The 19,750-nt window shown below is 69.9% G+C and carries 21 protein-coding genes and 1 pseudogene; 16 read left to right on the forward strand and 6 right to left on the reverse strand.

The window, feature by feature from the left end; translation table 11 throughout:
* Positions 1-165: 165 nt before the first annotated feature.
* Complete coding sequence (locus OCU_RS42970; protein ID WP_009955847.1) at positions 166-1,122, reverse strand: electron transfer flavoprotein subunit alpha/FixB family protein; 957 nt, start codon at positions 1,120-1,122, stop codon at positions 166-168.
* 51 nt (positions 1,123-1,173) lie between these two features.
* Positions 1,174-1,974 (reverse strand): electron transfer flavoprotein subunit beta/FixA family protein, encoded by an 801-nt coding sequence (locus tag OCU_RS42975; RefSeq protein ID WP_008259088.1) that lies wholly within the window; start codon positions 1,972-1,974, stop codon positions 1,174-1,176.
* A 229-nt stretch (positions 1,975-2,203) separates the two neighbouring features.
* Here OCU_RS42975 and OCU_RS42980 point away from each other — a divergent pair, with 229 nt between their 5' ends.
* Genes OCU_RS42980 through OCU_RS42995 form a run of 4 tightly spaced genes read left to right on the forward strand, consistent with a single transcriptional unit; the run spans position 2,204 to position 7,268 of the window.
* Complete coding sequence (locus tag OCU_RS42980; RefSeq protein WP_014385494.1) at positions 2,204-3,028, forward strand: class I SAM-dependent methyltransferase; 825 nt, start codon at positions 2,204-2,206, stop codon at positions 3,026-3,028.
* Positions 3,025-4,605: a 1,4-alpha-glucan branching protein domain-containing protein gene (locus tag OCU_RS42985; RefSeq protein ID WP_009955845.1), complete on the forward strand. Its 1,581-nt coding sequence runs from the start codon at positions 3,025-3,027 to the stop codon at positions 4,603-4,605. The genes OCU_RS42980 and OCU_RS42985 overlap by 4 nt, the downstream gene beginning before the upstream one ends.
* A 13-nt stretch (positions 4,606-4,618) precedes the next feature.
* Positions 4,619-5,863 carry a glycosyltransferase family 4 protein gene (locus OCU_RS42990; protein ID WP_009955843.1) on the forward strand — a complete coding sequence of 415 codons (1,245 nt, stop codon included), beginning with the start codon at positions 4,619-4,621 and terminating at the stop codon, positions 5,861-5,863.
* Positions 5,864-5,885: 22 nt separating this feature from the next.
* Entirely contained in the window at positions 5,886-7,268 is a 1,383-nt protein-coding gene (locus OCU_RS42995) for a TIGR01777 family oxidoreductase (RefSeq protein WP_009955842.1), read from the forward strand.
* On the opposite strand, the gene OCU_RS43000 is transcribed toward OCU_RS42995, so the two are convergent.
* From OCU_RS43000 to OCU_RS43010, 3 genes are all read right to left on the reverse strand, one after another.
* Positions 7,246-8,325, reverse strand: coding sequence for an NAD-dependent epimerase/dehydratase family protein (locus OCU_RS43000; RefSeq protein ID WP_009955841.1), 1,080 nt, complete (start codon positions 8,323-8,325; stop codon positions 7,246-7,248). The genes OCU_RS42995 and OCU_RS43000 overlap by 23 nt on opposite strands.
* Before the next feature lie 25 nt (positions 8,326-8,350).
* Positions 8,351-9,034: a hypothetical protein gene (locus OCU_RS43005; protein WP_014380750.1), complete on the reverse strand. Its 684-nt coding sequence runs from the start codon at positions 9,032-9,034 to the stop codon at positions 8,351-8,353.
* A gap of 69 nt (positions 9,035-9,103) precedes the next feature.
* On the reverse strand, positions 9,104-9,844 hold the full coding sequence (locus OCU_RS43010) for an Rv1815 family serine proteinase (protein WP_014380751.1): 741 nt from the start codon (positions 9,842-9,844) through the stop codon (positions 9,104-9,106).
* A 329-nt stretch (positions 9,845-10,173) separates the two neighbouring features.
* On the opposite strand from OCU_RS43010, the gene OCU_RS43015 reads away from it, so the two are divergent.
* The 10 genes from OCU_RS43015 (at position 10,174) to OCU_RS50610 (ending at position 18,815) form a co-directional block, all read left to right on the forward strand.
* The gene (locus tag OCU_RS43015) at positions 10,174-10,605 is read left to right on the forward strand and encodes an STAS domain-containing protein (protein WP_009955839.1); all 432 of its coding nucleotides are present in this window, start codon (positions 10,174-10,176) and stop codon (positions 10,603-10,605) included.
* A 268-nt stretch (positions 10,606-10,873) separates the two neighbouring features.
* The gene (locus OCU_RS43020; RefSeq protein WP_179300674.1) at positions 10,874-11,995 is read left to right on the forward strand and encodes a polyprenyl synthetase family protein; all 1,122 of its coding nucleotides are present in this window, start codon (positions 10,874-10,876) and stop codon (positions 11,993-11,995) included.
* 28 nt (positions 11,996-12,023) lie between these two features.
* Positions 12,024-13,544, forward strand: coding sequence for a phytoene desaturase family protein (crtI, locus tag OCU_RS43025; RefSeq protein ID WP_036390014.1), 1,521 nt, complete (start codon positions 12,024-12,026; stop codon positions 13,542-13,544).
* Complete coding sequence (locus tag OCU_RS43030) at positions 13,541-14,494, forward strand: phytoene/squalene synthase family protein (RefSeq protein WP_014380753.1); 954 nt, start codon at positions 13,541-13,543, stop codon at positions 14,492-14,494. Before crtI ends, OCU_RS43030 begins: the two co-directional genes overlap by 4 nt.
* Positions 14,491-14,814, forward strand: a complete 324-nt coding sequence (locus tag OCU_RS43035) for a lycopene cyclase domain-containing protein (RefSeq protein WP_014380754.1) — start codon at positions 14,491-14,493, stop codon at positions 14,812-14,814. The genes OCU_RS43030 and OCU_RS43035 overlap by 4 nt, the downstream gene beginning before the upstream one ends.
* The gene (locus tag OCU_RS43040) at positions 14,811-15,122 is read left to right on the forward strand and encodes a lycopene cyclase domain-containing protein (protein ID WP_014380755.1); all 312 of its coding nucleotides are present in this window, start codon (positions 14,811-14,813) and stop codon (positions 15,120-15,122) included. Before OCU_RS43035 ends, OCU_RS43040 begins: the two co-directional genes overlap by 4 nt.
* A complete protein-coding gene (locus OCU_RS43045) occupies positions 15,109-15,834 on the forward strand; it encodes a class I SAM-dependent methyltransferase (RefSeq protein ID WP_014380756.1) in 726 nt (241 codons plus the stop codon). Before OCU_RS43040 ends, OCU_RS43045 begins: the two co-directional genes overlap by 14 nt.
* On the forward strand, positions 15,831-17,363 hold the full coding sequence (locus OCU_RS43050) for an FAD-dependent oxidoreductase (RefSeq protein WP_014380757.1): 1,533 nt from the start codon (positions 15,831-15,833) through the stop codon (positions 17,361-17,363). The genes OCU_RS43045 and OCU_RS43050 overlap by 4 nt, the downstream gene beginning before the upstream one ends.
* Positions 17,360-18,364 (forward strand): DUF5914 domain-containing protein, encoded by a 1,005-nt coding sequence (locus OCU_RS43055; RefSeq protein WP_014380758.1) that lies wholly within the window; start codon positions 17,360-17,362, stop codon positions 18,362-18,364. The genes OCU_RS43050 and OCU_RS43055 overlap by 4 nt, the downstream gene beginning before the upstream one ends.
* A gap of 127 nt (positions 18,365-18,491) precedes the next feature.
* A complete protein-coding gene (locus OCU_RS50610; RefSeq protein ID WP_373368556.1) occupies positions 18,492-18,815 on the forward strand; it encodes a DUF2784 domain-containing protein in 324 nt (107 codons plus the stop codon).
* Here OCU_RS50610 and OCU_RS43065 read toward each other — a convergent pair.
* The gene (locus OCU_RS43065) at positions 18,750-18,971 is read right to left on the reverse strand and encodes a hypothetical protein (RefSeq protein WP_014380759.1); all 222 of its coding nucleotides are present in this window, start codon (positions 18,969-18,971) and stop codon (positions 18,750-18,752) included. The two genes, OCU_RS50610 and OCU_RS43065, sit on opposite strands and share 66 nt — an antisense overlap.
* A gap of 153 nt (positions 18,972-19,124) precedes the next feature.
* On the opposite strand from OCU_RS43065, the gene OCU_RS43070 reads away from it, so the two are divergent.
* Together OCU_RS43070 and OCU_RS50615 are read left to right on the forward strand one after the other, a co-directional pair.
* The gene (locus tag OCU_RS43070; protein WP_008259117.1) at positions 19,125-19,556 is read left to right on the forward strand and encodes a hypothetical protein; all 432 of its coding nucleotides are present in this window, start codon (positions 19,125-19,127) and stop codon (positions 19,554-19,556) included.
* Positions 19,553-19,737, forward strand: a pseudogene (locus OCU_RS50615) (DUF2945 domain-containing protein). Before OCU_RS43070 ends, OCU_RS50615 begins: the two are co-directional and overlap by 4 nt.
* The last annotated feature ends 13 nt before the right edge of the window (positions 19,738-19,750 follow it).

Genomic DNA, 19,750 nt, shown 5'->3' on the forward strand with positions numbered 1-19,750 from the left:
GAGCGACAACGACGGCCGCCGTTGCGGTTGTCGCTCGGAGGTGGGCACAACGGCACATCCCCCTGGGCCGGGGACTGGTGGGGCCGGTGTGACGCACCGGACGGGCGTGGCACACAAGAAAGCCCCCGGCGCCGCGGCGCCGGGGGCTCTTCGAGGCCGAGAAGCTCAGCCCTTGCGTGCCTTGATCGCGTCGGTCAGCTGCGGGGCGACCTTGAACAGGTCGCCCACCACGCCGTAGTCGGCGATCTCGAAGATGGGTGCCTCTTCGTCCTTGTTGACCGCGACGATGGTCTTGGACGTCTGCATCCCGGCGCGGTGCTGGATCGCACCGGAGATGCCCAGCGCGATGTAGAGCTGCGGCGAGACCGTCTTACCCGTCTGGCCCACCTGGAACTGGCCCGGGTAGTAGCCGGAGTCGACGGCGGCACGAGACGCGCCGACGGCCGCGCCGAGCGAGTCGGCCAGGGCCTCGACCACGCTGAAGTTCTCCGCGCTGCCCACGCCGCGACCGCCGGAGACCACGATGGTGGCCTCGGACAGCTCGGGGCGGTCACCGGCGACCGCGGGCTCGCGGGCGGTGATCTTGGTGGCGTTCTCGGCGGGGGCCGGGACCTCGACGGTGACCTGCTCGCCGGCTCCGGCGGACGGCTCGGCGTCGACGGCGCCGGCGCGCAGGGTGATCACCGGGGTGTCGCCGTTGGCCTGGGCCTCGACGGTGAACGCGCCACCGAAGATCGAGTGGATGGCCTTGGGGCCCTCCTTGACCTCGACCACGTCGACCAGCAGACCGGAACCGATCCGGGCCGCGAGCCGGCCGGCGATTTCCTTGCCGTCGGCGTTGGCGGCCAGCAGCACGGCCGCGGGCGCGTTCGACTCGGCCAGCGCGGCAAGCACGTCGACCACCGGGGTGATCAGGTACTTGTCCACGTCGTCGGACTCGGCGACGTAGATCTTGGCGGCGCCGGCCTCCTTCAGCCCGTCGGCCAGCGGGGCGGCCGTCCCCGGCGCCCCGACCACGACGGCGGAGGGCTCGCCCAGCGCGCGGGCGGCGGTGATCAATTCGGAGGTGACCTTCTTCAGCGCACCTTCGGCGTGCTCCACGAGCACCAATACTTCAGCCATGGTTATATCGCTCTTCTCGTCTCAGGAATGGTCTTCGATGGGGTGCTCGAATTAGATGATCTTCTGGGCGACCAGGTACTGGGCGACCTGGTTGCCGCCCTCGCCCTCGTCGGTGACCTTCTCACCCGCGGTCTTCGGCGGCTTCGGCGTCGACGACAGCACGGTGGATCCGGCGTTGGCCAGCCCGACCTCGTCGCTTTCGACCCCGATCTCGGCCAAGGTCAGCACCGTGACCTCTTTCTTCTTGGCGGCCATGATGCCCTTGAACGACGGGAAGCGCGGCTCGTTGATCTTCTCGGTGACGCTGACGACCGCGGGCAGCGTGGCCTCGAGGTTGAAGACGCCGTCGTCGGTCTCGCGCTCGCCGGTCACCTTGTCGCCCTCGAGGGAGAGCTTGCGCACGTGGGTGAGCTGCGGCAGGCCCAGGTACTCGGCGATGATGGCCGGGACCGCCCCGCCGGTGCCGTCGGTGGCCTCGTTACCGGCGATCACCAGCTCGGTGCCCTCGATGGTGCCCAGCGCGCGGGCCAGCGCCCACCCGGTCTGCACCACGTCGGAGCCGTGCAGGCCGTCGTCCTTGAGGTGGACGGCCTTGTCGGCGCCCATCGACAGGGCCTTGCGGATCGCTTCGGTGGCGCGCTCGGGACCCGCGGTCAGCACGGTCACCGACCCCTCGACGCCGTCGGCGGCTTCCTTCTCCCGGATCTGCAGGGCCTCTTCTACCGCGCGCTCGTTGATCTCGTCCAGCACCGCGTCGGCGGCCTCGCGGTCCAGCGTGTAATCGCCGTCTGTCAGCTTGCGCTCTGACCAAGTGTCTGGGACCTGCTTAATCAGGACCACGATGTTCGTCATGAGTGTGGTTCGTCCTCCTCGAAGGGGTCCGCAGCGCTCGACTGCGAGACCTCGGTACGCGTTTTTCGCAACGCACAGCCGTGTTACTACCCGGTAACTTTGTGCGGTATGCCTTCACACCATAGCTGGTAGTGCTGCAGGTTCTTGCGGCCCGCCTCCCCCTGCGCGCGCGGGGTTACCCACTTGTGTGGTTCGCGAATCCGACACTTCGCGTTAGCCTGCCTATGCAATGAGCGCACCGGTACCTGACCTCCCCCCGCACACCCCCGGCGTCACCGCGTCGGTGGGCGACGCGGTGATGATGCTGACGGGCGAGCGCACCATCCCGGGTTTGGACATCGAAAACTACTGGTTTCGGCGCCACGAGGTGGTCTACCAGCGGCTTGCCGAGCGCTGCGTGGGCCGCGAGGTGCTCGAGGCGGGCTGCGGCGAGGGATACGGCGCCGACCTGATCGCCGGCGTCGCTCGCCGCGTCATCGCGGTGGACTACGACGAGTCCGCCGTGGCCCACGTCCGCGCCCGCTACCCCCGGGTGGACGTCATGCAGGCCAACCTCGCGCGGCTCCCGCTGCCCGATTCGTCGGTGGACATTGTGGTCAACTTCCAGGTCATCGAGCATCTGTGGGACCAAACACAATTCGTCGCCGAGTGCGCGCGGGTGCTGCGACCGTCGGGGCTGCTGATGATGTCGACGCCCAACCGGATCACCTTCTCGCCCGGGCGCGACACCCCGATCAACCCGTTCCACACCCGCGAACTCAACGCCGACGAGATGGCTGAGCTGCTCATCGCCGGCGGTTTTTCGGACGTGTCGATCAGCGGCCTGTTCCACGGTCCGCGGCTGCAGGAGATGGACGCCCGGCACGGCGGTTCGATCATCGACGCGCAGATCGCGCGCGCGGTAACCGACGCCCCGTGGCCACCCGACCTGGCGGCGGACGTCGCCGCGGTCACCACCGACGACTTCGAACTCGTAGAAAGCGGATCCGGCGCGGCGACCGGCCGGCACATCGACGACAGCCTCGACCTGATCGCAATCGCGGTAGCGCCGTGAACTCGACGCCAGACCGGGTCCCCGGCCTGTTCACCCTGGTTTTGCACACCCATCTTCCGTGGCTGGCCCACCACGGCCGCTGGCCGGTCGGTGAGGAATGGCTGTATCAATCCTGGGCGGCGGCCTACCTGCCGCTGATGCGCGTGCTGAACACGCTGGCCGGCGAGGACCGCCAGGGACTGATCACGCTCGGCGTCACGCCGGTGGTGAACGCGCAACTCGACGACCCGTATTGCCTTGGCGGCATGCATCATTGGCTGGCGAACTGGCGGCTGCGCGCAGCCGAGGCGGCCAGTGTGCGGTCGATTCCCCGATCGAAGTCGGCCGGCTATCAGTCGTGCACGCCGGAGGCGTTGCGCGCCTTGGGGATTCGCGAGGAGGCGGAGGCCGAGAACGCCCTTGAGGACTTCGCCACCCTATGGCGGCACGGCGGCAGCGCGCCGCTGCGCGGGTTGCTCGACGCCGGCACGGTGGAGCTGCTCGGCGGGCCGCTGGCCCACCCGTTCCAACCGCTGCTCGCCCCCCGCCTGCGCGAGTTCGCCCTGCGCGAGGGGCTGGCCGACGCCGGGCAGCGGCTGGCGCACACCCCCACCGGCATCTGGGCGCCCGAATGCGCGTACGCGCCCGGGCTCGAACACGACTACGCCGCCGCCGGGGTCACGCACTTCATGGTCGACGGCCCGTCACTGCACGGCGACACTGCGCTGGGCCGGCCCGTCGGCGACACCGACGTGGTGGCGTTCGGGCGCGACCTGCAGGTCAGCTACCGGGTGTGGTCGCCGAAGTCCGGCTACCCCGGGCACGCCGCCTATCGCGATTTCCACACCTATGACCACCTCACCGGGCTCAAGCCGGCCAGGGTCACCGGCCGCAACGTGCCCTCGGAAGGCAAGGCGCCCTACGACCCCGAGCGGGCCGACCACGCCGTCGACATTCACGTCGCCGACTTCGTCGAGACGGTCCGCAACCGCCTGACGAGCGAGTCCGCGCGCATCGGGCGGCCCGCGCATGTGATCGCCGCCTTCGACACCGAGCTGTTCGGCCACTGGTGGTACGAGGGCCCGACCTGGTTGGAGCGGGTGCTGCGCGCCCTGCCCGAGGCCGGCGTGCGGGTGGGCACCCTGACCGACGCGATCGCCGACGGCTTCGTCGGTAGCCCGGTGGCCCTGCCGCCCAGCTCGTGGGGTTCGGGCAAGGACTGGCAGGTGTGGGCCGGCGACCAGGTCGCCGACCTGGTGCAGCTCAACAACGAAGTGGTCGACACCGCGCTGAGCACCGTCGACAAGGCGCTGTCCCAAACCGCGACGCTGGACGGGCCCATCCCCCGCGACCACGTCGCCGACCAGATCCTGCGCGAAACCTTGCTGACGGTCTCCAGCGACTGGCCGTTCATGGTGAGCAAGGATTCGGCCGCCGACTACGCCCGCTACCGCGCCCACCTGCACGCGCACGCCACCCGTGAGATCGCGGGGGCGCTGGCGTCCGGGCGGCGCGACACCGCGCAGCGCCTGGCGGAGGGGTGGAACCGCGCGGACGGACTCTTCGGCGCCCTCGACGCCCGCAGGTTGCCCCGATGAGGTGGACCACGAAGTGAAGATCCTGATGGTGTCGTGGGAGTACCCGCCGGTGGTCGTCGGCGGGCTCGGCCGGCACGTCCACCACCTGTCCACCGCGCTGGCGGCCGCAGGTCACGACGTCGTGGTGCTGTCACGCCGACCCACCGGGACCGATCCCCGCAGCCATCCGTCGTCCGACCAGATCAGCGAGGGTGTTCGGGTGATCGCGGCCGCGCAGGATCCGCACGAGTTCACCTTCGGCACCGACATGATGGCCTGGACGCTCGCGATGGGGCATTCCATGGTCCGCGCCGGGCTGAGCCTGAAGAAACCCGGCAGCAGCCACGCGTGGCGGCCCGACGTCGTGCACGCCCACGACTGGCTGGTGGCCCATCCGGCGATCGCGCTGGCCCAATTCTATGACGTGCCAATGGTTTCCACGATCCACGCGACCGAGGCCGGTCGGCATTCCGGCTGGGTCAGCGGCGCGCTCAGCCGTCAGGTGCACGCGGTCGAGTCCTGGCTGGTGCGCGAATCCGATTCGCTGATCACCTGTTCGGGGTCGATGGCCGACGAGATCACCGAACTGTTCGGTCCGGGGCTGGCCGAGATCACCGTGATCTGCAACGGCATCGAGACGGCGCGGTGGCCGTTCGCGGCGCGGCGGCCGCGCACGGGGCCGGCCGAACTGCTTTACCTGGGGCGGCTGGAGTACGAAAAGGGGGTGCACGACGTCATCGCCGCGCTCCCGCGGGTCAGGCGCACCCACCCGGGCACCACGCTGACCATCGCCGGCGAGGGCACCCAGCAGGGCTGGCTCATCGAGCAAGCCCGTAAACACCGGGTGTTCAAGGCGATTCGGTTCGTCGGGCACCTCGAGCACGCGGAGCTGTTGGCCGTACTGCATCGCGCCGACGCCGCGGTGTTGCCCAGCCACTACGAGCCGTTCGGCATCGTGGCGCTCGAGGCGGCCGCGGCCGGCACTCCCCTGGTGACGTCGAACATCGGCGGGCTGGGCGAGGCGGTGATCGACGGTCGGACCGGCGTATCGTGCCCGCCCCGGGACGTGACCCGGCTGGCCGCGGCGATTCGCACCGTCCTCGACGATCCGCGCGCCGCGCAACAACGCGCCCGGGCCGCCCGCGAACGCCTCACGTCCGACTTCGATTGGCATACGGTGGCCGACAAGACCGCGCAGGTCTATCTGTCGGCCAAGCGCGGCGAGCGGCAGCCGCAGGCGCGACTCCCCATCGTCGAACACGCCTTGCCGGACCGGTAGCGAGCTTTCTAACGTTTCAGGCATGGGCCTGGACTATTCGAGCGTGGTGCACGCGCCGATCACGGACGTCTTCGATTGGCATGCCAGGCCGGGTGCCTTCCACCGCCTCTCGCCGCCGTGGCAGCCGATGCGCCTCATCGCCGAGGCATCCTCGCTCGAGGACGGGCGGGCGACGCTGGCGCTGCCCGGCGGCCTGCGCTGGATCGCCGTGCATCAGCCGGACGGCTACGATCCCCCGCGCCGGTTCGTCGACGCCCTCGGTGGTGACGGCCTGGCCACGCTTCCGGCGCGAATGGCGTTGCGCTGGCGCCACACCCACGAGTTCGTAGACATCGGCGATGACCGCACGCGGGTGATCGACCGGGTCGAGACCGCGGTGCCGGGATCGCTGTTGCGGCCCATGTTCGACTACCGGCACCGCCAGCTGGCCGACGACTTGGCTGCCCACCGGTTGGCCGCCGAGAACGGTCTGAAGCGATCGACGATCGCCGTCACCGGATCGTCGGGGCTGGTCGGTTCGGCGCTGACGGCGTTTCTGCGCACCGGCGGGCACCGGGTCATCCTGCTGGTCAGGCGCGACGCACGCGACACCGACGAACGGCGTTGGGACCCCGAGGATCCCGACCCGCAGCTGTTGGCCGGAGTCGACGCGGTCATCCATCTGGCTGGCGCCTCCATCGCCGGACGGTTCACCGACAAGCACCGGGATGCCATCCGGGACAGCAGGATTGGGCCCACCCGGCGCCTCGCCGAACTCTTGGCCCGCACCGACCCCCGGCCCGCCGTGCTGATCTCGGCGTCATCGGTCGGCTATTACGGATACGACCGCGGCGACGACACGCTGAGCGAGGACAGCGACCGTGGGGAGGGATTCCTGGCCGACGTGGTGGCCGACTGGGAGGAGGCGACCGCACCCGCGCAGGAGGCGGGGCTGCGGGTGGTGCGGGTGCGCACCGGCATCGTCCAGTCACCGCGCGGCGGCACGCTGAGGCTGATGCGTCCGCTGTTTGCCGCCGGGCTCGGGGGGCGATTGGGCGACGGCAGGCAATGGCTGTCCTGGATCGGAATCGACGACCTGGTCGATGTGTATCACCGCGCGCTGTGGGACACGGCGCTGTCGGGGCCCGTGAATGCCGTTGCGCCGCAACCCGTCCGCAACGCGGAGTACACGTCGACCCTGGCGGCGGTGCTGCATCGGCCGGCCGTGTTGCCGGTGCCGTCGCTGGGGCCTCGCCTCCTGCTCGGGGGGCAGGGCGCCCGCGAACTGGCCTGCGCGAGCCAGCGGGTGGCACCCCGCAAGCTCGTCGCGGCCGGGCACCGGTTCCGTCAACCCGACCTGACCCAGGCGCTGCGTCACCTGTTGGGCCGCGGGCAGTCAACGGTTAGGGCACCCGGCGGACGGTGAGCGGGCCTTCGTGAAGGTCGCGGCTGATGGCCTCGGCGCACGAACGCGCACGAAGGACGGGGCTCTGGGTTCCCCAGGTATGCAAGAACCCGTCGACCAGGTCGGCCAGCGCAGCCTCGGAACTCCACCGCGGCGACCATCCGAGAACGTTACGCGCGCGGTCGGTGCCCAGCAGCGGCAACGAAAACGCCATGTCCAGCCAGCCACGATCGAGGGGTTGCAACCTGGCCCGCCACGACGCCGCCACCAACAGCCCCAGTAGCGGGGAGGGCACGTGAATCGGGCGTGCCCGCAACGCCTTTGCGATGTCATCGCGGCCGACCGGCGGTTCGGCGGCCAGGTTGAAGGGCCCGAGTGCGCGGCGCTCGATCGCCTTGACGCACGCGTCGGCGACGTCGTCGGCGTGCACGATGGACACGCTCAGCGAGCGGTCCAGCGGTAGCAGCGGCAACCAGCGCACCCAACGCGGGTCCACGTAGGCGGGCAGGGTGTAGCGTCGCAGGCCCAACGCGGCGTCGCGCTGCAGGATGAAACCGGGCCTCATCCGGGTGATTCCGACCCCGTCGGGGTTGTGCCCCTCGTAGCCGTCGAGCATGTGCTCCACCGCGGATTTCGCCCTGCTGTACGCGGAGGATGGTATGCCCGCGGTCGAGAAGGTCTCGTCGACCTTCTGCCCGTATCGCCCGGCGGCGTAGGTCCCCACCGACGACATGTGCAGCAGGTGCGGCACTTTCGCGTTGTGTGCCGCGCTCAATACCGCCGCGCTGCCGTTGACCCCGACCGCGTCCAAATAACGCCTGTTGCGTGTGGGCTGGAAACCCCACGCCAGATGGACCACGCACGCGGCCCCGCGGAAGACCTTGAGCAGCTCGAGCTCCACGCCCGAGTCGGCCAGGTCCAGCTCGTGCCAGTGGGCGGACCGGTACACGTCGTCCGAAGGCGGTCGCCTCCGGCTGATTCCGACGATCTCATAGTCCGAGTCGTCGGCGGTGAGCCGGCGCAGTAAGGCGGTGCCGACGTTGCCGCTGGCCCCGGTGATCACGATGCGCTTGGGCACCGGCTACCCCCTTTCCTACGCCCGGTTACTCATCGGCATCCCTGCCGTCACGGCTCTGCCGATACGCGCGGGCGCGCAGGTCGGCGAGCCACCGCGGGTGCAGGCTCAGGCCCGGCGCGGTGTTGACGACGGGATCGAACGACACGTCGCGATGCTGTTCGTCGTCGACGACCGCGGTCAGCGTCAAGTGGCCCACCGGGGTGAAATGCCCTCTGCCGCAGGCTTGGTCGAGCGCGATCTCGATATTGCCGCGTTCGAGACGGTTGCGGACGTTGGCCAGCGACAAGCCGAGGCCGTCGATGTCGCTCGGGGTGCGGGCCCGCAGCCACCAATTGTGGTTCTGATAGTGCAACGGCATCAGGGTGGTCAGTGTCTGTCCGTTCCACGACGCGGTCGGCCGCAGCGCCACCGCCCGGGACAGCACCCCCGACCCGGCGGACACGAGCAAGATGTCCCACGGCTTTCCCGCCGGCTCCGGGGGCGTCAACCGGAAAGCCAGGCCGACGAAGTCGGGCAGCGCGCCCGGTGTGCCGCTGGCCTTGGATACCCGGGCAACGATCTCCGACGAGGGGATCGGCAAGCCCTGACCCGCCGGGGCGATGCGTTCGATGAAGCCCCTCGCCAGCACCCCGCTCGGATGAAAGATCCGTTTGCCCCGGATCGCGGAGCCCCACTGGAAGGGCAGCGCCACAAGATCGAAAACATTCACCGGCGGCGGATTCCCGTTCTGTGTCGGGGGAAACACGCCGCGCGACGTCCCTGGGTGACGACGGGACGGCTACGGCGCCGCCACAGCGCGAGCGGCGGTGCGCCAGTTGATCATGCGCAGAGCGGGCAGCTGTTGTTGCCCGCTGTAGGAGTGGCTGTCGATGTAGACCTGCGCCATGACCGCCTGCCACGACTCGAACTGGGGTGAGGCCCTCCACATGCCCTCGTAGAGCCCCACGATGACGGCCTTGTTGTCGTCGGTCAGCGCGTAGACCGGGCCGCCGAAGTCGCGACCGTCCACGACCATGTCGGGGATGGCGAAACGGCCGTTGGTGACCGTGCCGACCGGCCCGCAGCGCTGCCCGGTCGAGCGGCGCAGCTGACACACGGGCAGGCCCGGCTGCGCGCGCAGCCCGGGCGTCGACCGCAACTGCCGGCCCGTGGGCAACACGTCCGAGGCCGTGACATTGCCTGCAAGAGCGATGACTTCGTATTCGACCGGCAGCATCGACGTGTCCGCAGCCGAGTCCGTGTCGACCTGCCTACGGCCGAGGACCACATCGCCGATCGGCTTGCGGTCACGGTCGGTCACCATCGACTGCCCACCGTCGCACTGCCCGCTGGTCAGCGCGACCCGCAGCCGCGGCTCGACCATTCCGAGCATGCATACCGTGTTGCCCTGACGAATCTCCATTCCCGGAAACACCGTGATCCCCGGGTCGGCGCCAGCCCATCCCGGTGCGCCGATAAACATCATGATGGCAGCGGGCGCAAGCGCTAACCGGCACCAGCGGCGGCCGAGCTTTTCCATTGGGCCGCACCACCCCTCGCGTCCGTCCGTCAAGGGATTCGTCGCGTTTGTTACGTGGCCCGCGTATACCCCGCGGTTACGCCGCCAAACACGCATTCACCACCGGGTTCATCGGCGTCGTTGCTCACCGTCCAGAAAACGAAACTTTGCTACCGCGCGACGGCGGGGACGCTAGGCTGCTGTCAGGTTGAGTTCACAGCTGCGTCTTTAGCGGGAGCGGTGTGCAAACACTGGTCACTCCCTTCTCACCACAATCGATAGGCGCTTCAATGGCTGCTCTTCACTCCGCGGATTCGGCGGACCAACAACATCCCACACGCGGCCGCCACATGGCCCAATTCGCCAGGGCGCACGTGTTCGTCTATGCGCGCTGCCTCGCCACGGTGGTGCGCGTCGACGGCGAGATCGATGCCGCGAATGCGAGAGACCTCACCGAAGCCATCCGCGGCTTCGCCCGGCTCAAGACCCCGGTGGTCCTCGATTTGAGCCGACTGCGCTTCCTCAGCGTCGAGGGCTTTCGGGCGCTGCTGTTCGTCAACGACGAGCTCCGTAAAGCCCGCGTGCACTGCAGCGTGGTCACCGGCAAGGCGATCCGGCCGCTGCTGCGGATCGTGCACGACAACGGGTTGGCGACCACCGACTCGGTACCGGAGGCCTTTCAAACCATCGAAGACATCCTTGCGGCGCGACGGCGTTTCGTCTCCGAACTCGCCCGCCCGAGACAGCCGCGTAGCCGGGTCCCCCGCAGCGCCGCGTCGTGACCCCGATGGGGGTTAAAACACCGCACGGGTTGGCGTTTCGGCTCCGTGCTCGGTTTCGGGCCCAGCGTGACTCGGCAAACACGGATCACCTTCATCAAGTGAATGTTTAAGTTATTGAACAACGTGGTATCTCCCACCGGGCGGCGCGGGGCGGGGCCTGGCGGCTCGTGCCGTGGTTTGCCCGCCTCGTCGGCGGGTATGACCGCGTGTGCCGGGCCAGCGCAGGCCCGGCCATTCCCAGCCGTCCGGGAGGGAGCGCTTGGGCACCATGGGAGCTTTGTCGTTTTCGCCCGCGGGCGCATCACCGCCCGTGACGGGCTCCTCGGGCGGTGACGACTTCGGCGAGTGGCGGTCGGAGGTCCGGCGGAGGGTTTTGGTCGAGGTCGCCGAGTTCGTCGCGCAGCGACGCGCCGCCGACCTGGACGGGGCGGGCATCGAAGCGGTCGGCGACATCCTGGCCGACTTCGTCTCCGGCGGTAAATGCCTGCGGTCGACGTTCGTGTACCTGGGGTGGCTGTGCGGCGCGCCGGCCGACCCCGCGGCGTTGCGGGCCGCGGCGAGCTTTGAGTTGGTGCACGCCTTCGCGCTGCTGCAAGACGACGTCATGGACGGCTCCGACGTGCGGCGCGGCCGCCCGTCGGCGCACCGGCAATTCGGGCGGTGGCACCGGGAACGCGGATTGCCCGGCGCCTCACGGCGATTCGGCGAGTCCGCGGCCATCCTGCTCGGAGATCTGTGCCTGATCTGGGCCGAACAAATGCTGCGGGACAGCGGAATCGATCCCCGGCGGCTGCAATTGGCGTGGCCGCGCTACGACGCGATGCGCACCGAGCTCGCCGTGGGACAGTTCGCCGACCTGATCAACGACGCGCGGCAGGCGCCCGGGCTGGAATTCGTTCTCGATGTGGCACGGCGCAAATCGGGCAACTACACCGTGCGCCGACCCCTGGAGATCGGGGCGGCCATGGCCGGCTGCGGCGCTCACACGCTGTGCCAACTGGGCCGCTACGGCCGCGCCGTCGGCGAGGCGTTTCAGCTCCGCGACGACGTGCTCGGCGTCTTCGGTTCACCCGCGGTAACGGGTAAAGCCAGCGCGATAGACCTGCTCGAGCGCAAGGCAACCAGCGTCGTGGTGGCCGCCCACCAGCTGGCCGATCCCGCGACCCGCCGTGAACTCACCGAGCTGGCGAATCGTGAAGCCCTCGGGCGTGACGCGATCGACAGGTGGAAGGCGCTGATCATCGGGACCGGGGCCGTGGGGCTGATCGAAGAGATGATCGGCGACCGCGTCGCGTCCGCGCGCGCCCACCTCGGGGACCTGCCGATCGAGGAGCCCGTTCGCATCGCGCTGGCCGAAATGGCGGCGGCTTGTACGGATCGCGCCGTATGACCGGTACCGAGTCGGGAGCGCGTTGACCATGCGGACCATCGACGGACGCACCGATCACGTCGTGGTGGTCGGCGCCGGCCTGGCCGGCCTGTCCGCGGCGCTGCACCTGGCCGGGCGGGGGCGCGCGGTCACCGTGGTGGAACGTGAGCCATGGCCGGGCGGGCGGGCCGGGCGCCTCGACATCGACGGGTACCGGATCGACACCGGGCCAACGGTGCTCACGATGCCGGACATCATCGACGAGACCTTCGCGGCCGTCGGCGAGACAAGGTCCAACCGGCTGGAGCTCTCGCCGGTTGATCCCGCCTACCGCGCCGTGTTCGCCGACGGCAGCGCGCTCGATGTGCACAGTGACGCAGACCGGATGGCCGACGCAATCGCCGACTTCGCCGGTTCCGGGCAGGCGGCGGGCTACCGGCGGCTGCGCACGTGGCTGACCAGGTTGTACCGCACCGAATTCGACGGGTTCATCGGTGCCAATTTCGATTCCCCGCTCTCGCTGCTCACGCCGCGGCTGGCGCAGCTGACGGCGATCGGCGGCTTCCGCAGGTGGGATCGCATGGTCAAGCGGCACATCAGCGATGAGCGGCTGCAGCGGATCTTCACCTTCCAGTCGCTGTACGCCGGGGTGGCGCCGCGCGACGCCCTGGCGGTCTACGCGGTCATCGCCTACATGGACACCATCGCGGGCGTGGTGTTCCCGCGGGGCGGCGTGCGCGCGCTGCCCGACGCGCTGGCCGCGGCGGCCACCGACGCCGGCGTCCAATTCCGTTACGGCGCAACCGTTACCGCCCTCGAACAATCCGGCGGCCGGGTCAGGGCCGTACTCACCGAACAGGCCGGGCACATCTCGTGCGACGCGATCGTGCTGACCACCGAACTGCCCCAGACCTACGCGCTGCTGGGCCGCACACCCCGCCGCGCCGTGCGGTTGCGGGCCTCCCCGTCGGCGGTGGTGGCGCACCTGGGTTGCCCCGCGGTCGCTCGCGACACGGCCCACCACACCATCCTGTTCGGCGAGGCATGGGATCAGACCTTCACCGACATCATCCGCGACGGCCGGTTGATGACCGATCCGTCGTTGCTGGTGACCCGCCCGACGGCCGGCGACCCGGCGCTGGCTCCCGAGGGCCGCGATCTGCTCTACGTCCTGGCCCCCGCGCCGAACCTGGAGCGCGGCACCATCGATTGGTCGCGGGCCGGCGCCGCCTACGCCGAGGGCCTCGTCGCACACGTCGCGGACCGGTTGCTCCCCGGATTGCGGGAGGACGCAGCGGTTCTCGACGTCGTCACACCCGCCGACTGGGCCCGTCAGGGCATGGCGGCCGGCAGCCCCTTCGCGCTGGCCCACACGTTCGGTCAGACCGGGCCGTTCCGGCCGGCCAACATGGTGCGCGGCATCGACAACGCGGTGCTCGCCGGTTCCTCCACGGTGCCCGGCGTCGGCGTGCCGACCACCCTGATTTCCGGGCGGCTCGCCGCGGACCGCATCACCGGGGCCGCCACGAGGGCCATCGCCGTCCTCGACACGAAAGCCGGTTTGCCATGATACGCAGCGAATTGGCCGCGGCCGGAATCGACGATCCGCGGCTGCGCGAGGGATATCGCCAGTGCCGGGAACTCAATGCCGCCCATGGCCGCACCTTCTTCCTGGCGACCCGGCTGCTCGCGCCCGACCAACGGCCGCCCGTGCACGCGCTGTACGGCTTCGCCCGCTACGCCGACGACATCCTCGACGATCTCGATCCGCGGCTGGACCCTTGCAGTCGTGGCAGGCGGCTGCAGCAACTGTCCGAGCGCTTCTTCTCCGACGGCGCCCACCTCGACGATCCGTTGGTGGCGGCGGTGACTCACACCGCGCGGCGCTACCGGATCAGCGCCGGGCTCTTCGAGGACTTCCTGAACTCGATGCGGATGGATCTCACGGTCACCGACTATCCCGACCGCGAAGCGCTCAACCTCTACATGCGGGGCTCCGCGGAAGCCATTGGGCTGCAGGTACTCCCGATCCTGGGAACCGTGACGCCGATGGAGGAGGCCGCGCCGTATGCCGCGGCGCTGGGCCGGGCCTTCCAGCTCACCAACTTCCTGCGCGATGTCGACGAAGATCTGGTGCGCGGCCGGGTCTACCTGCCGACCGACGAACTCGCGGCCGACGGCGTGGATCGTGAGCTGTTGACGTGGTGTCATGCGCATCGCCGCACCGACCCCCGGGTGCGCCGCGCCCTGGCCGCGCAGCACGAAATCGCGCGTCAGACTTACCGATTCGCCGCGGCGGGGATCGCCACGCTGGCGCGTCGCTCACGGCCGTGCGTGGCAACCGCGGCCGCCCTGTACGCCGAGATCCTGGACTGCATCGAAAGAAGCGAGTTCGCGGTGTTCGACCACCGGGCCACCGTGGGCCGGGCTCGACGGCTTCGGGTCGCCGGTGCGGGACTGATACGGTCGTGGCGGGCGCGAAATGGCGAGCGGGACGATCTCAACTCGGGGGCCGCATGAGCGATCGGTGGCAATACCTTCTGGTCCTGGCCGCATGCCTGCTGATCACGGCGCCGCTGGAGGCGTTGGGCCCCGGCGTCTACCGACAGTGGCGACGCTTCCTCAAGGCGGTGCTGCCGGTCGCCGCGGTGTTCCTGATCTGGGATGAGATCGCCGTCGCCGCGCGCGTGTGGACCTACGACGGCGCGTACCTCAGCGGCCTGAGCATCCCGTTTCGGGTGCCGATCGAAGAGGTGCTGTTCTTTCTCGTCATTCCGGCGTGCGCGCTGCTGACCTACAACGCCGTGGGCGCCATCCTGGCAAGGGTGCACCGGCGGTGAGCGGTCTCGGCTACACCCTGCCCGCCGTGCTGGCGGTATTGGCCGTCTGCGCACTGGAATTGGCGGTGCTGCGCACCGGGCTGTTTCGCCGGCCGGCCTACTGGCTGTCGATGGTGATCGTCCTGGGATTCCAGATCCCGGTCGACGGATGGCTGACAAAGCTCAGCTCGCCCATCGTCAGCTACGACGATCGGCAGCTGAGCGGGCTGCGCTTCCCGTTCGACATTCCGGTCGAAGACTTTCTGTTCGGTTTCGCGTTGGTCACCGCGGTGCTGCTGCTGTGGGAACGGCAACATGCGCGTCAGTGATGCGGGCCCCGCCCCCGCCGACCTGGCAGCCGCGTTCGACGCGGGTGCCGCGGCCTACGACCGGCTGGTCGGCGCCAGCCCGGGCTACCACGCGCAACTGCTGCTGTCGGCGCGCCGGATGCGGATTCCGGCCCGCGGCAAGGGCTTACGGTTGCTCGACGCCGGCTGCGGGACGGGCGCCTCAACGGCCGCACTGCTCGCCGTCGCGCCGCACGCCGACATCGTCGCCGTGGACGCGTCGCGCGGAATGCTCGACGCGGCGCGCGCGAAGGACTGGCCCGCCACGGTGCGCTTCGTCCACACCCCCGTCGAACAATTGGCGGAGCACGGGATCACCGGGCCCTTCGACGCCATCCTGGCCGCGTACCTGATCCGCAACGTCGCCGACCGCGACGACCAACTGCGCAAGTTCCGCACGCTGTTGCGGCCCGGCGGCACCCTGGCCGTGCACGAGTATTCGGTGCGCGACTCCCGGGCCGCCACCCGCATCTGGCACGCGGTCTGCTGGGGCATCATCATCCCGTCCGGGTGGTGGCGCACCCGCGACACCGCGCTCTATCGCTACCTGTGGCGTAGCGTGCTCGCATTCGACGGCGCCGCGCGGTTCCGGACCCGCCTCGCCGACGCCGGCTTCACCGCCGTGCACAGCGAGACGATGCCCGGCTGGGAAGCCAACATCGTGCACACCTTCCTGGCGGACGCGCCGTCATGACCGCGCACGCCGACCGTCGCCGCCGAACATTGCCCGCACCAACGGGATTGCCGGACGCCGGCGCGCTGCCGTCGCGGCCCCGGGTCGCCGTCGTCGGCGGCGGGATCGCCGGACTGGCCGCCGCCACCGGACTCGCCGAGCGCGGCGTCGCGGTCGAGGTCATCGAACGCGAACCCTACCTCGGCGGTCGGGTCGGCGGCTGGACCGAGCGCGACGGCGGCGTCGACCTCGCGATGAACCGCGGCTTCCACGCGTTCTTCCGGCAGTACTACAACCTGCGCGCCCTGCTGGCCCGGATCGACCCGCGATTGCGGATGCTGGCTCCCGTCGAGGATTACCCGCTCATCGACGGCGCGGGGCGGCGCGACAGCTTCCGCGGGCTGCCGCGCACCCCGCCGTGGAACGCCGTCGCCTTCGCCGCGCGCAGCCCGACGTTCCGCCTTCGCGACTTCACCCGCATCGATGCCCGCGCCGCCGCGCCGCTGGCCGCGGTGTCGGTGCCGGGCACCTACGAGCGCCTCGACCACATCGACGCCGCGGCGTTCCTCGAAAACATCCGATTCCCCGAGGCCGCACGGCATCTGGCCTTCGAGGTGTTCTCCCGCAGCTTCTTCGCCGACCCCGCCAAGCTGTCCGCGGCCGAGTTGGCGACCATGTTCCACATCTACTTCCTGGGATCGGCCGAGGGCCTGATCTTCGACGTCCCGTGCGCGAACTACGACGGCGCGCTGTGGCAGCCGTTGTGCGGCTACCTCGAGGGGCGCGGGGTGCGGTTTCGGCTCGGCACCGCCGCCCTGGGCATCGAGGGGGATTCGGCGGGGCGCTTTCGCGTGCACACCGATTCCGGCGAGCGGCTCGACGTCGACGCGGTGGTGCTGGCCACCGACGTCGCGGGTCTGCAGCGGATCGTGGCGGGATCGAGCGGCCTTGGCACCGATGACTGGCGGGCCCGGATCTCGCGGCTGCGCACCGCGCCGCCGTTCGCCGTGCATCGGTTCTGGCTCGATCGCCCCGTCTCGGCGCGGCGCCCGGCGTTTCTGGGCACGGCCGGGCACAAGCCGCTGGACAACATCAGCGTGCTGGAACGCTACGAACGCGAAGCCCGCGCGTGGGCGTGCGCGCATCAGGGTTCGGTGGTCGAATTGCATTCCTACGCATTGGATTCGGCGCCGTCGCGCGCCGCCGCGCTCCGCCGGCTGCACGCGGTGTACCCGGAAACGGCGGCGGCACAGATCGTTCACGAGAGGCTGCTGCACCGCAGCGACTGCCCGCTTTTCGCGCCGGGCACCTATACGGACCGCCCCGCGGTGATCACCCCGACACCGGGCCTGGTGTTGGCCGGCGACGCCATCCGGATCGACCTGCCGGTGGCGCTGATGGAGCGCGCCGCCACCACCGGGTGGTGCGCCGCGAACCAACTGCTGAAACGCTGGGGACTGGCCGGACACCCGTTGTCCACGGTGCCCACCCGGGGCCGCTCACCACTGCTGCGATGGCTTGCCACCCGCGAGGGAGCCGCCCGGCGATGAAGATCCGCGACCAGCTGCAAAGCCTGCGGACGTGGCCCAAAGATTGGCCCCTGCAGGTGATCCCACGTGTGTCGTGGGCCGATCAGCGCCCGACCTATCGCGACGCACAACCCGCCGTCATCGACGCCGCGCTGCGCCGCTCACAGCACCGCCCCACCGGCAACTGGTACGCGTTCGCCGCCAGCCGGCAGGTGGTCGGCGGGCGGCCGTTCGGCGCGCTCGTCGCCGGCGTCGAGGTCGTCGCCTGGCGCGACGAGCAGCACCGCCTGTGCGTGGGACCGCGCAGTTGCCCGCACCTGGGGGCCGACCTCGCCACCGGCACGGTGCACCGCGGCACGCTGGTGTGCCGGTGGCACGGGCTGACCCTGGACGGGCGCGCCCGCGAATTCGGTTGGAGCCCGTTGCCCGGTCACGACGACGGCACCCTGGTCTGGGTGCGCCTCGATGCGGTCGGACGGGAGCCGCCGCTGGAGCTTCCGGTGATTCCGGACCGGCCGACCGGCGACACCCTGGCCGCAGTCGCCCGCACGGAGGGCGTCTGCGAGCCGATCGACGTCATCGCCAACCGGCTCGATCCGTGGCATGGCGCCTGGTTTCACCCGTACTCGTTCACCCGCCTCGAGGTGCTCACCACACCGACCGAACACGCCGACCGCTTCTTGGTGGCCGTGACGTTCCGGATGGGACGCCTGGGGGTGCCGGTCGTCGCGGAGTTCAGCTGCCCGGAGGCCCGCACCATCGTCATGCGCATCGTGGACGGGGAGGGGGCAGGCAGCGTCGTCGAAACCCACGCCACCCCAATCGGTTTGGGCCCCGATGGCCGCCCCCGCACTGCCGTCCTGGAAGCCACCATCGCGCACTCGGGGCGGCCCGGGTTCAAGCGGGCATCCCGGGTGGCGCCGCTGATCACGCCGCTCATGCGCTTCGCGTCCAGCAGGCTCTGGCGCGACGACCTCGCCTACGCCGAGCGTCGTTACCAGGTACGCGCCGCACGCGGATGACCCACAGCGGTGCGCATGCAAGAATCGTCGGATCAGTTCCGCACCCGAGTCCGCCTCGGCCGTCACGAGGCACTACGCAGTCGCGGTCGCAGTGACCGTCGGCGCGCACCTTGCGTACCTGCTCTACGTGCCCAGCGGCGGCTTTCTCGCATTGCGCTGGCCGCGCACCATGGCGCTGCACGTGCCGGCGGTGGGTTGGGGTATCGCCGTCGTCACGCTCAGACTCCCCTGCCCGTTGACCATCCTGGAATCGTGGGCCCGCCGCAGCGCGGGGATGAATCCGCTGCCGACCGCGGGCTTCATCGAGCGTTATGTCGCAGGTCATTTCGTGCCGACCGGGCGCATTGGTGCCGCACAGGCGTTGGCGTTCAGCGCGGCCGGCGTCTCATGGTGCGTCCTGGCGCGGCGGATCCTTCATCCCCGGAGGCGGCCCGTCGGCGCGAACGGCTGAGCGCCGCCACAGCAGCCATACGGTGCCCAGCACCAGCGCCGCGAACACGATCGCGGCCGGCCACAGGGCCAGTTCGGCAAGCCACACACGCCGTTGCAGGCGCAGCACTTTGCGCTGGGCGCCCCGCAGGCGTTGCGACGTCTCGTGCACGGTCATCCGCCATCACATACCCGAGGAGCACCTGTTCAAACCGCAGGACGCCGCGGTCTGTAGCCACAAGCATTTGACTATTGAATACATGAAACGTCTCCGCGATTCGGCGCCCTGCTCAGCGGGAATGCCATAACGGAATACGGGGGAAGGAACACCATGAGCTTCGACAACACCGGCGAGGGCGCCACGCAGGCGGTGGGAAAAGTCACCGAGGCGCTGGAAACCATCGAGCGCGCCCGGGGACACCTGTACTCCTTCCACCAACTCACCGGCCATGCCGACCTCCAACTCGACGAGGCGGTGTCGCGGTTGCACGAACTCGGGCACGCCGGTCTGGCCCAACACATCAGCCGCGAGCTGATCGGGCGCAACGTCCTCCCGGGGCGCTGGAGCTTTCAGGTGGTCGAAGACTACGACGACGGCTACTACCGCTGCTTCAAGGAGATCGAACAGCTGGTGCGAATGCGACTCGCCGGCGGACAGCGCCACCGCTACGAGATGGCGATGAAAGAGGAGCGGCGCACCGCGGGTCACCCCGCCCACACCGCGTCGCCCAACGACGAATCGACGAATGGTGAAAACCTATGAGCAACAGAGAATTCGACAAGGGCGACGCGGTCGAGTGGCAAAGCCACGGCACGACGGTCCGCGGTACCGTCGAGGGCGAGATCACCTCGGATACCGAGGCCGCCGGGCGCACGGTGCGCGCCTCCGCGGACCAGCCGCAGATGCGGTGCACAAGCCGGACGCGCTGCGCCGCGCGGACTGATTCGTGTCGAGGG

Source organism: Mycobacterium intracellulare ATCC 13950 (assembly GCF_000277125.1).
Classification (GTDB): domain Bacteria; phylum Actinomycetota; class Actinomycetes; order Mycobacteriales; family Mycobacteriaceae; genus Mycobacterium; species Mycobacterium intracellulare.

Bases quoted from the DNA above. Each gene is read 5' to 3' on its own strand.
- OCU_RS43020 (WP_179300674.1), top strand. From the start codon at position 10,874: ATGGGAGCTTTGTCGTTTTCGCCCGCGGGCGCATCACCGCCCGTGACG.
- OCU_RS43045 (WP_014380756.1), top strand. From the start codon at position 15,109: ATGCGCGTCAGTGATGCGGGCCCCGCCCCCGCCGACCTGGCAGCCGCG.
- OCU_RS43065 (WP_014380759.1), bottom strand. From the start codon at position 18,971: ATGACCGTGCACGAGACGTCGCAACGCCTGCGGGGCGCCCAGCGCAAA.
- OCU_RS42995 (WP_009955842.1), top strand. From the start codon at position 5,886: ATGGGCCTGGACTATTCGAGCGTGGTGCACGCGCCGATCACGGACGTC.
- OCU_RS43035 (WP_014380754.1), top strand. From the start codon at position 14,491: ATGAGCGATCGGTGGCAATACCTTCTGGTCCTGGCCGCATGCCTGCTG.
- OCU_RS42970 (WP_009955847.1), bottom strand. From the start codon at position 1,122: ATGGCTGAAGTATTGGTGCTCGTGGAGCACGCCGAAGGTGCGCTGAAG.
- OCU_RS43050 (WP_014380757.1), top strand. From the start codon at position 15,831: ATGACCGCGCACGCCGACCGTCGCCGCCGAACATTGCCCGCACCAACG.
- OCU_RS43030 (WP_014380753.1), top strand. From the start codon at position 13,541: ATGATACGCAGCGAATTGGCCGCGGCCGGAATCGACGATCCGCGGCTG.
- crtI (WP_036390014.1), top strand. From the start codon at position 12,024: ATGCGGACCATCGACGGACGCACCGATCACGTCGTGGTGGTCGGCGCC.
- OCU_RS43015 (WP_009955839.1), top strand. From the start codon at position 10,174: ATGGCCCAATTCGCCAGGGCGCACGTGTTCGTCTATGCGCGCTGCCTC.
- OCU_RS42980 (WP_014385494.1), top strand. From the start codon at position 2,204: ATGAGCGCACCGGTACCTGACCTCCCCCCGCACACCCCCGGCGTCACC.
- OCU_RS43055 (WP_014380758.1), top strand. From the start codon at position 17,360: ATGAAGATCCGCGACCAGCTGCAAAGCCTGCGGACGTGGCCCAAAGAT.
- OCU_RS43010 (WP_014380751.1), bottom strand. From the start codon at position 9,844: ATGGAAAAGCTCGGCCGCCGCTGGTGCCGGTTAGCGCTTGCGCCCGCT.
- OCU_RS43070 (WP_008259117.1), top strand. From the start codon at position 19,125: ATGAGCTTCGACAACACCGGCGAGGGCGCCACGCAGGCGGTGGGAAAA.
- OCU_RS42975 (WP_008259088.1), bottom strand. From the start codon at position 1,974: ATGACGAACATCGTGGTCCTGATTAAGCAGGTCCCAGACACTTGGTCA.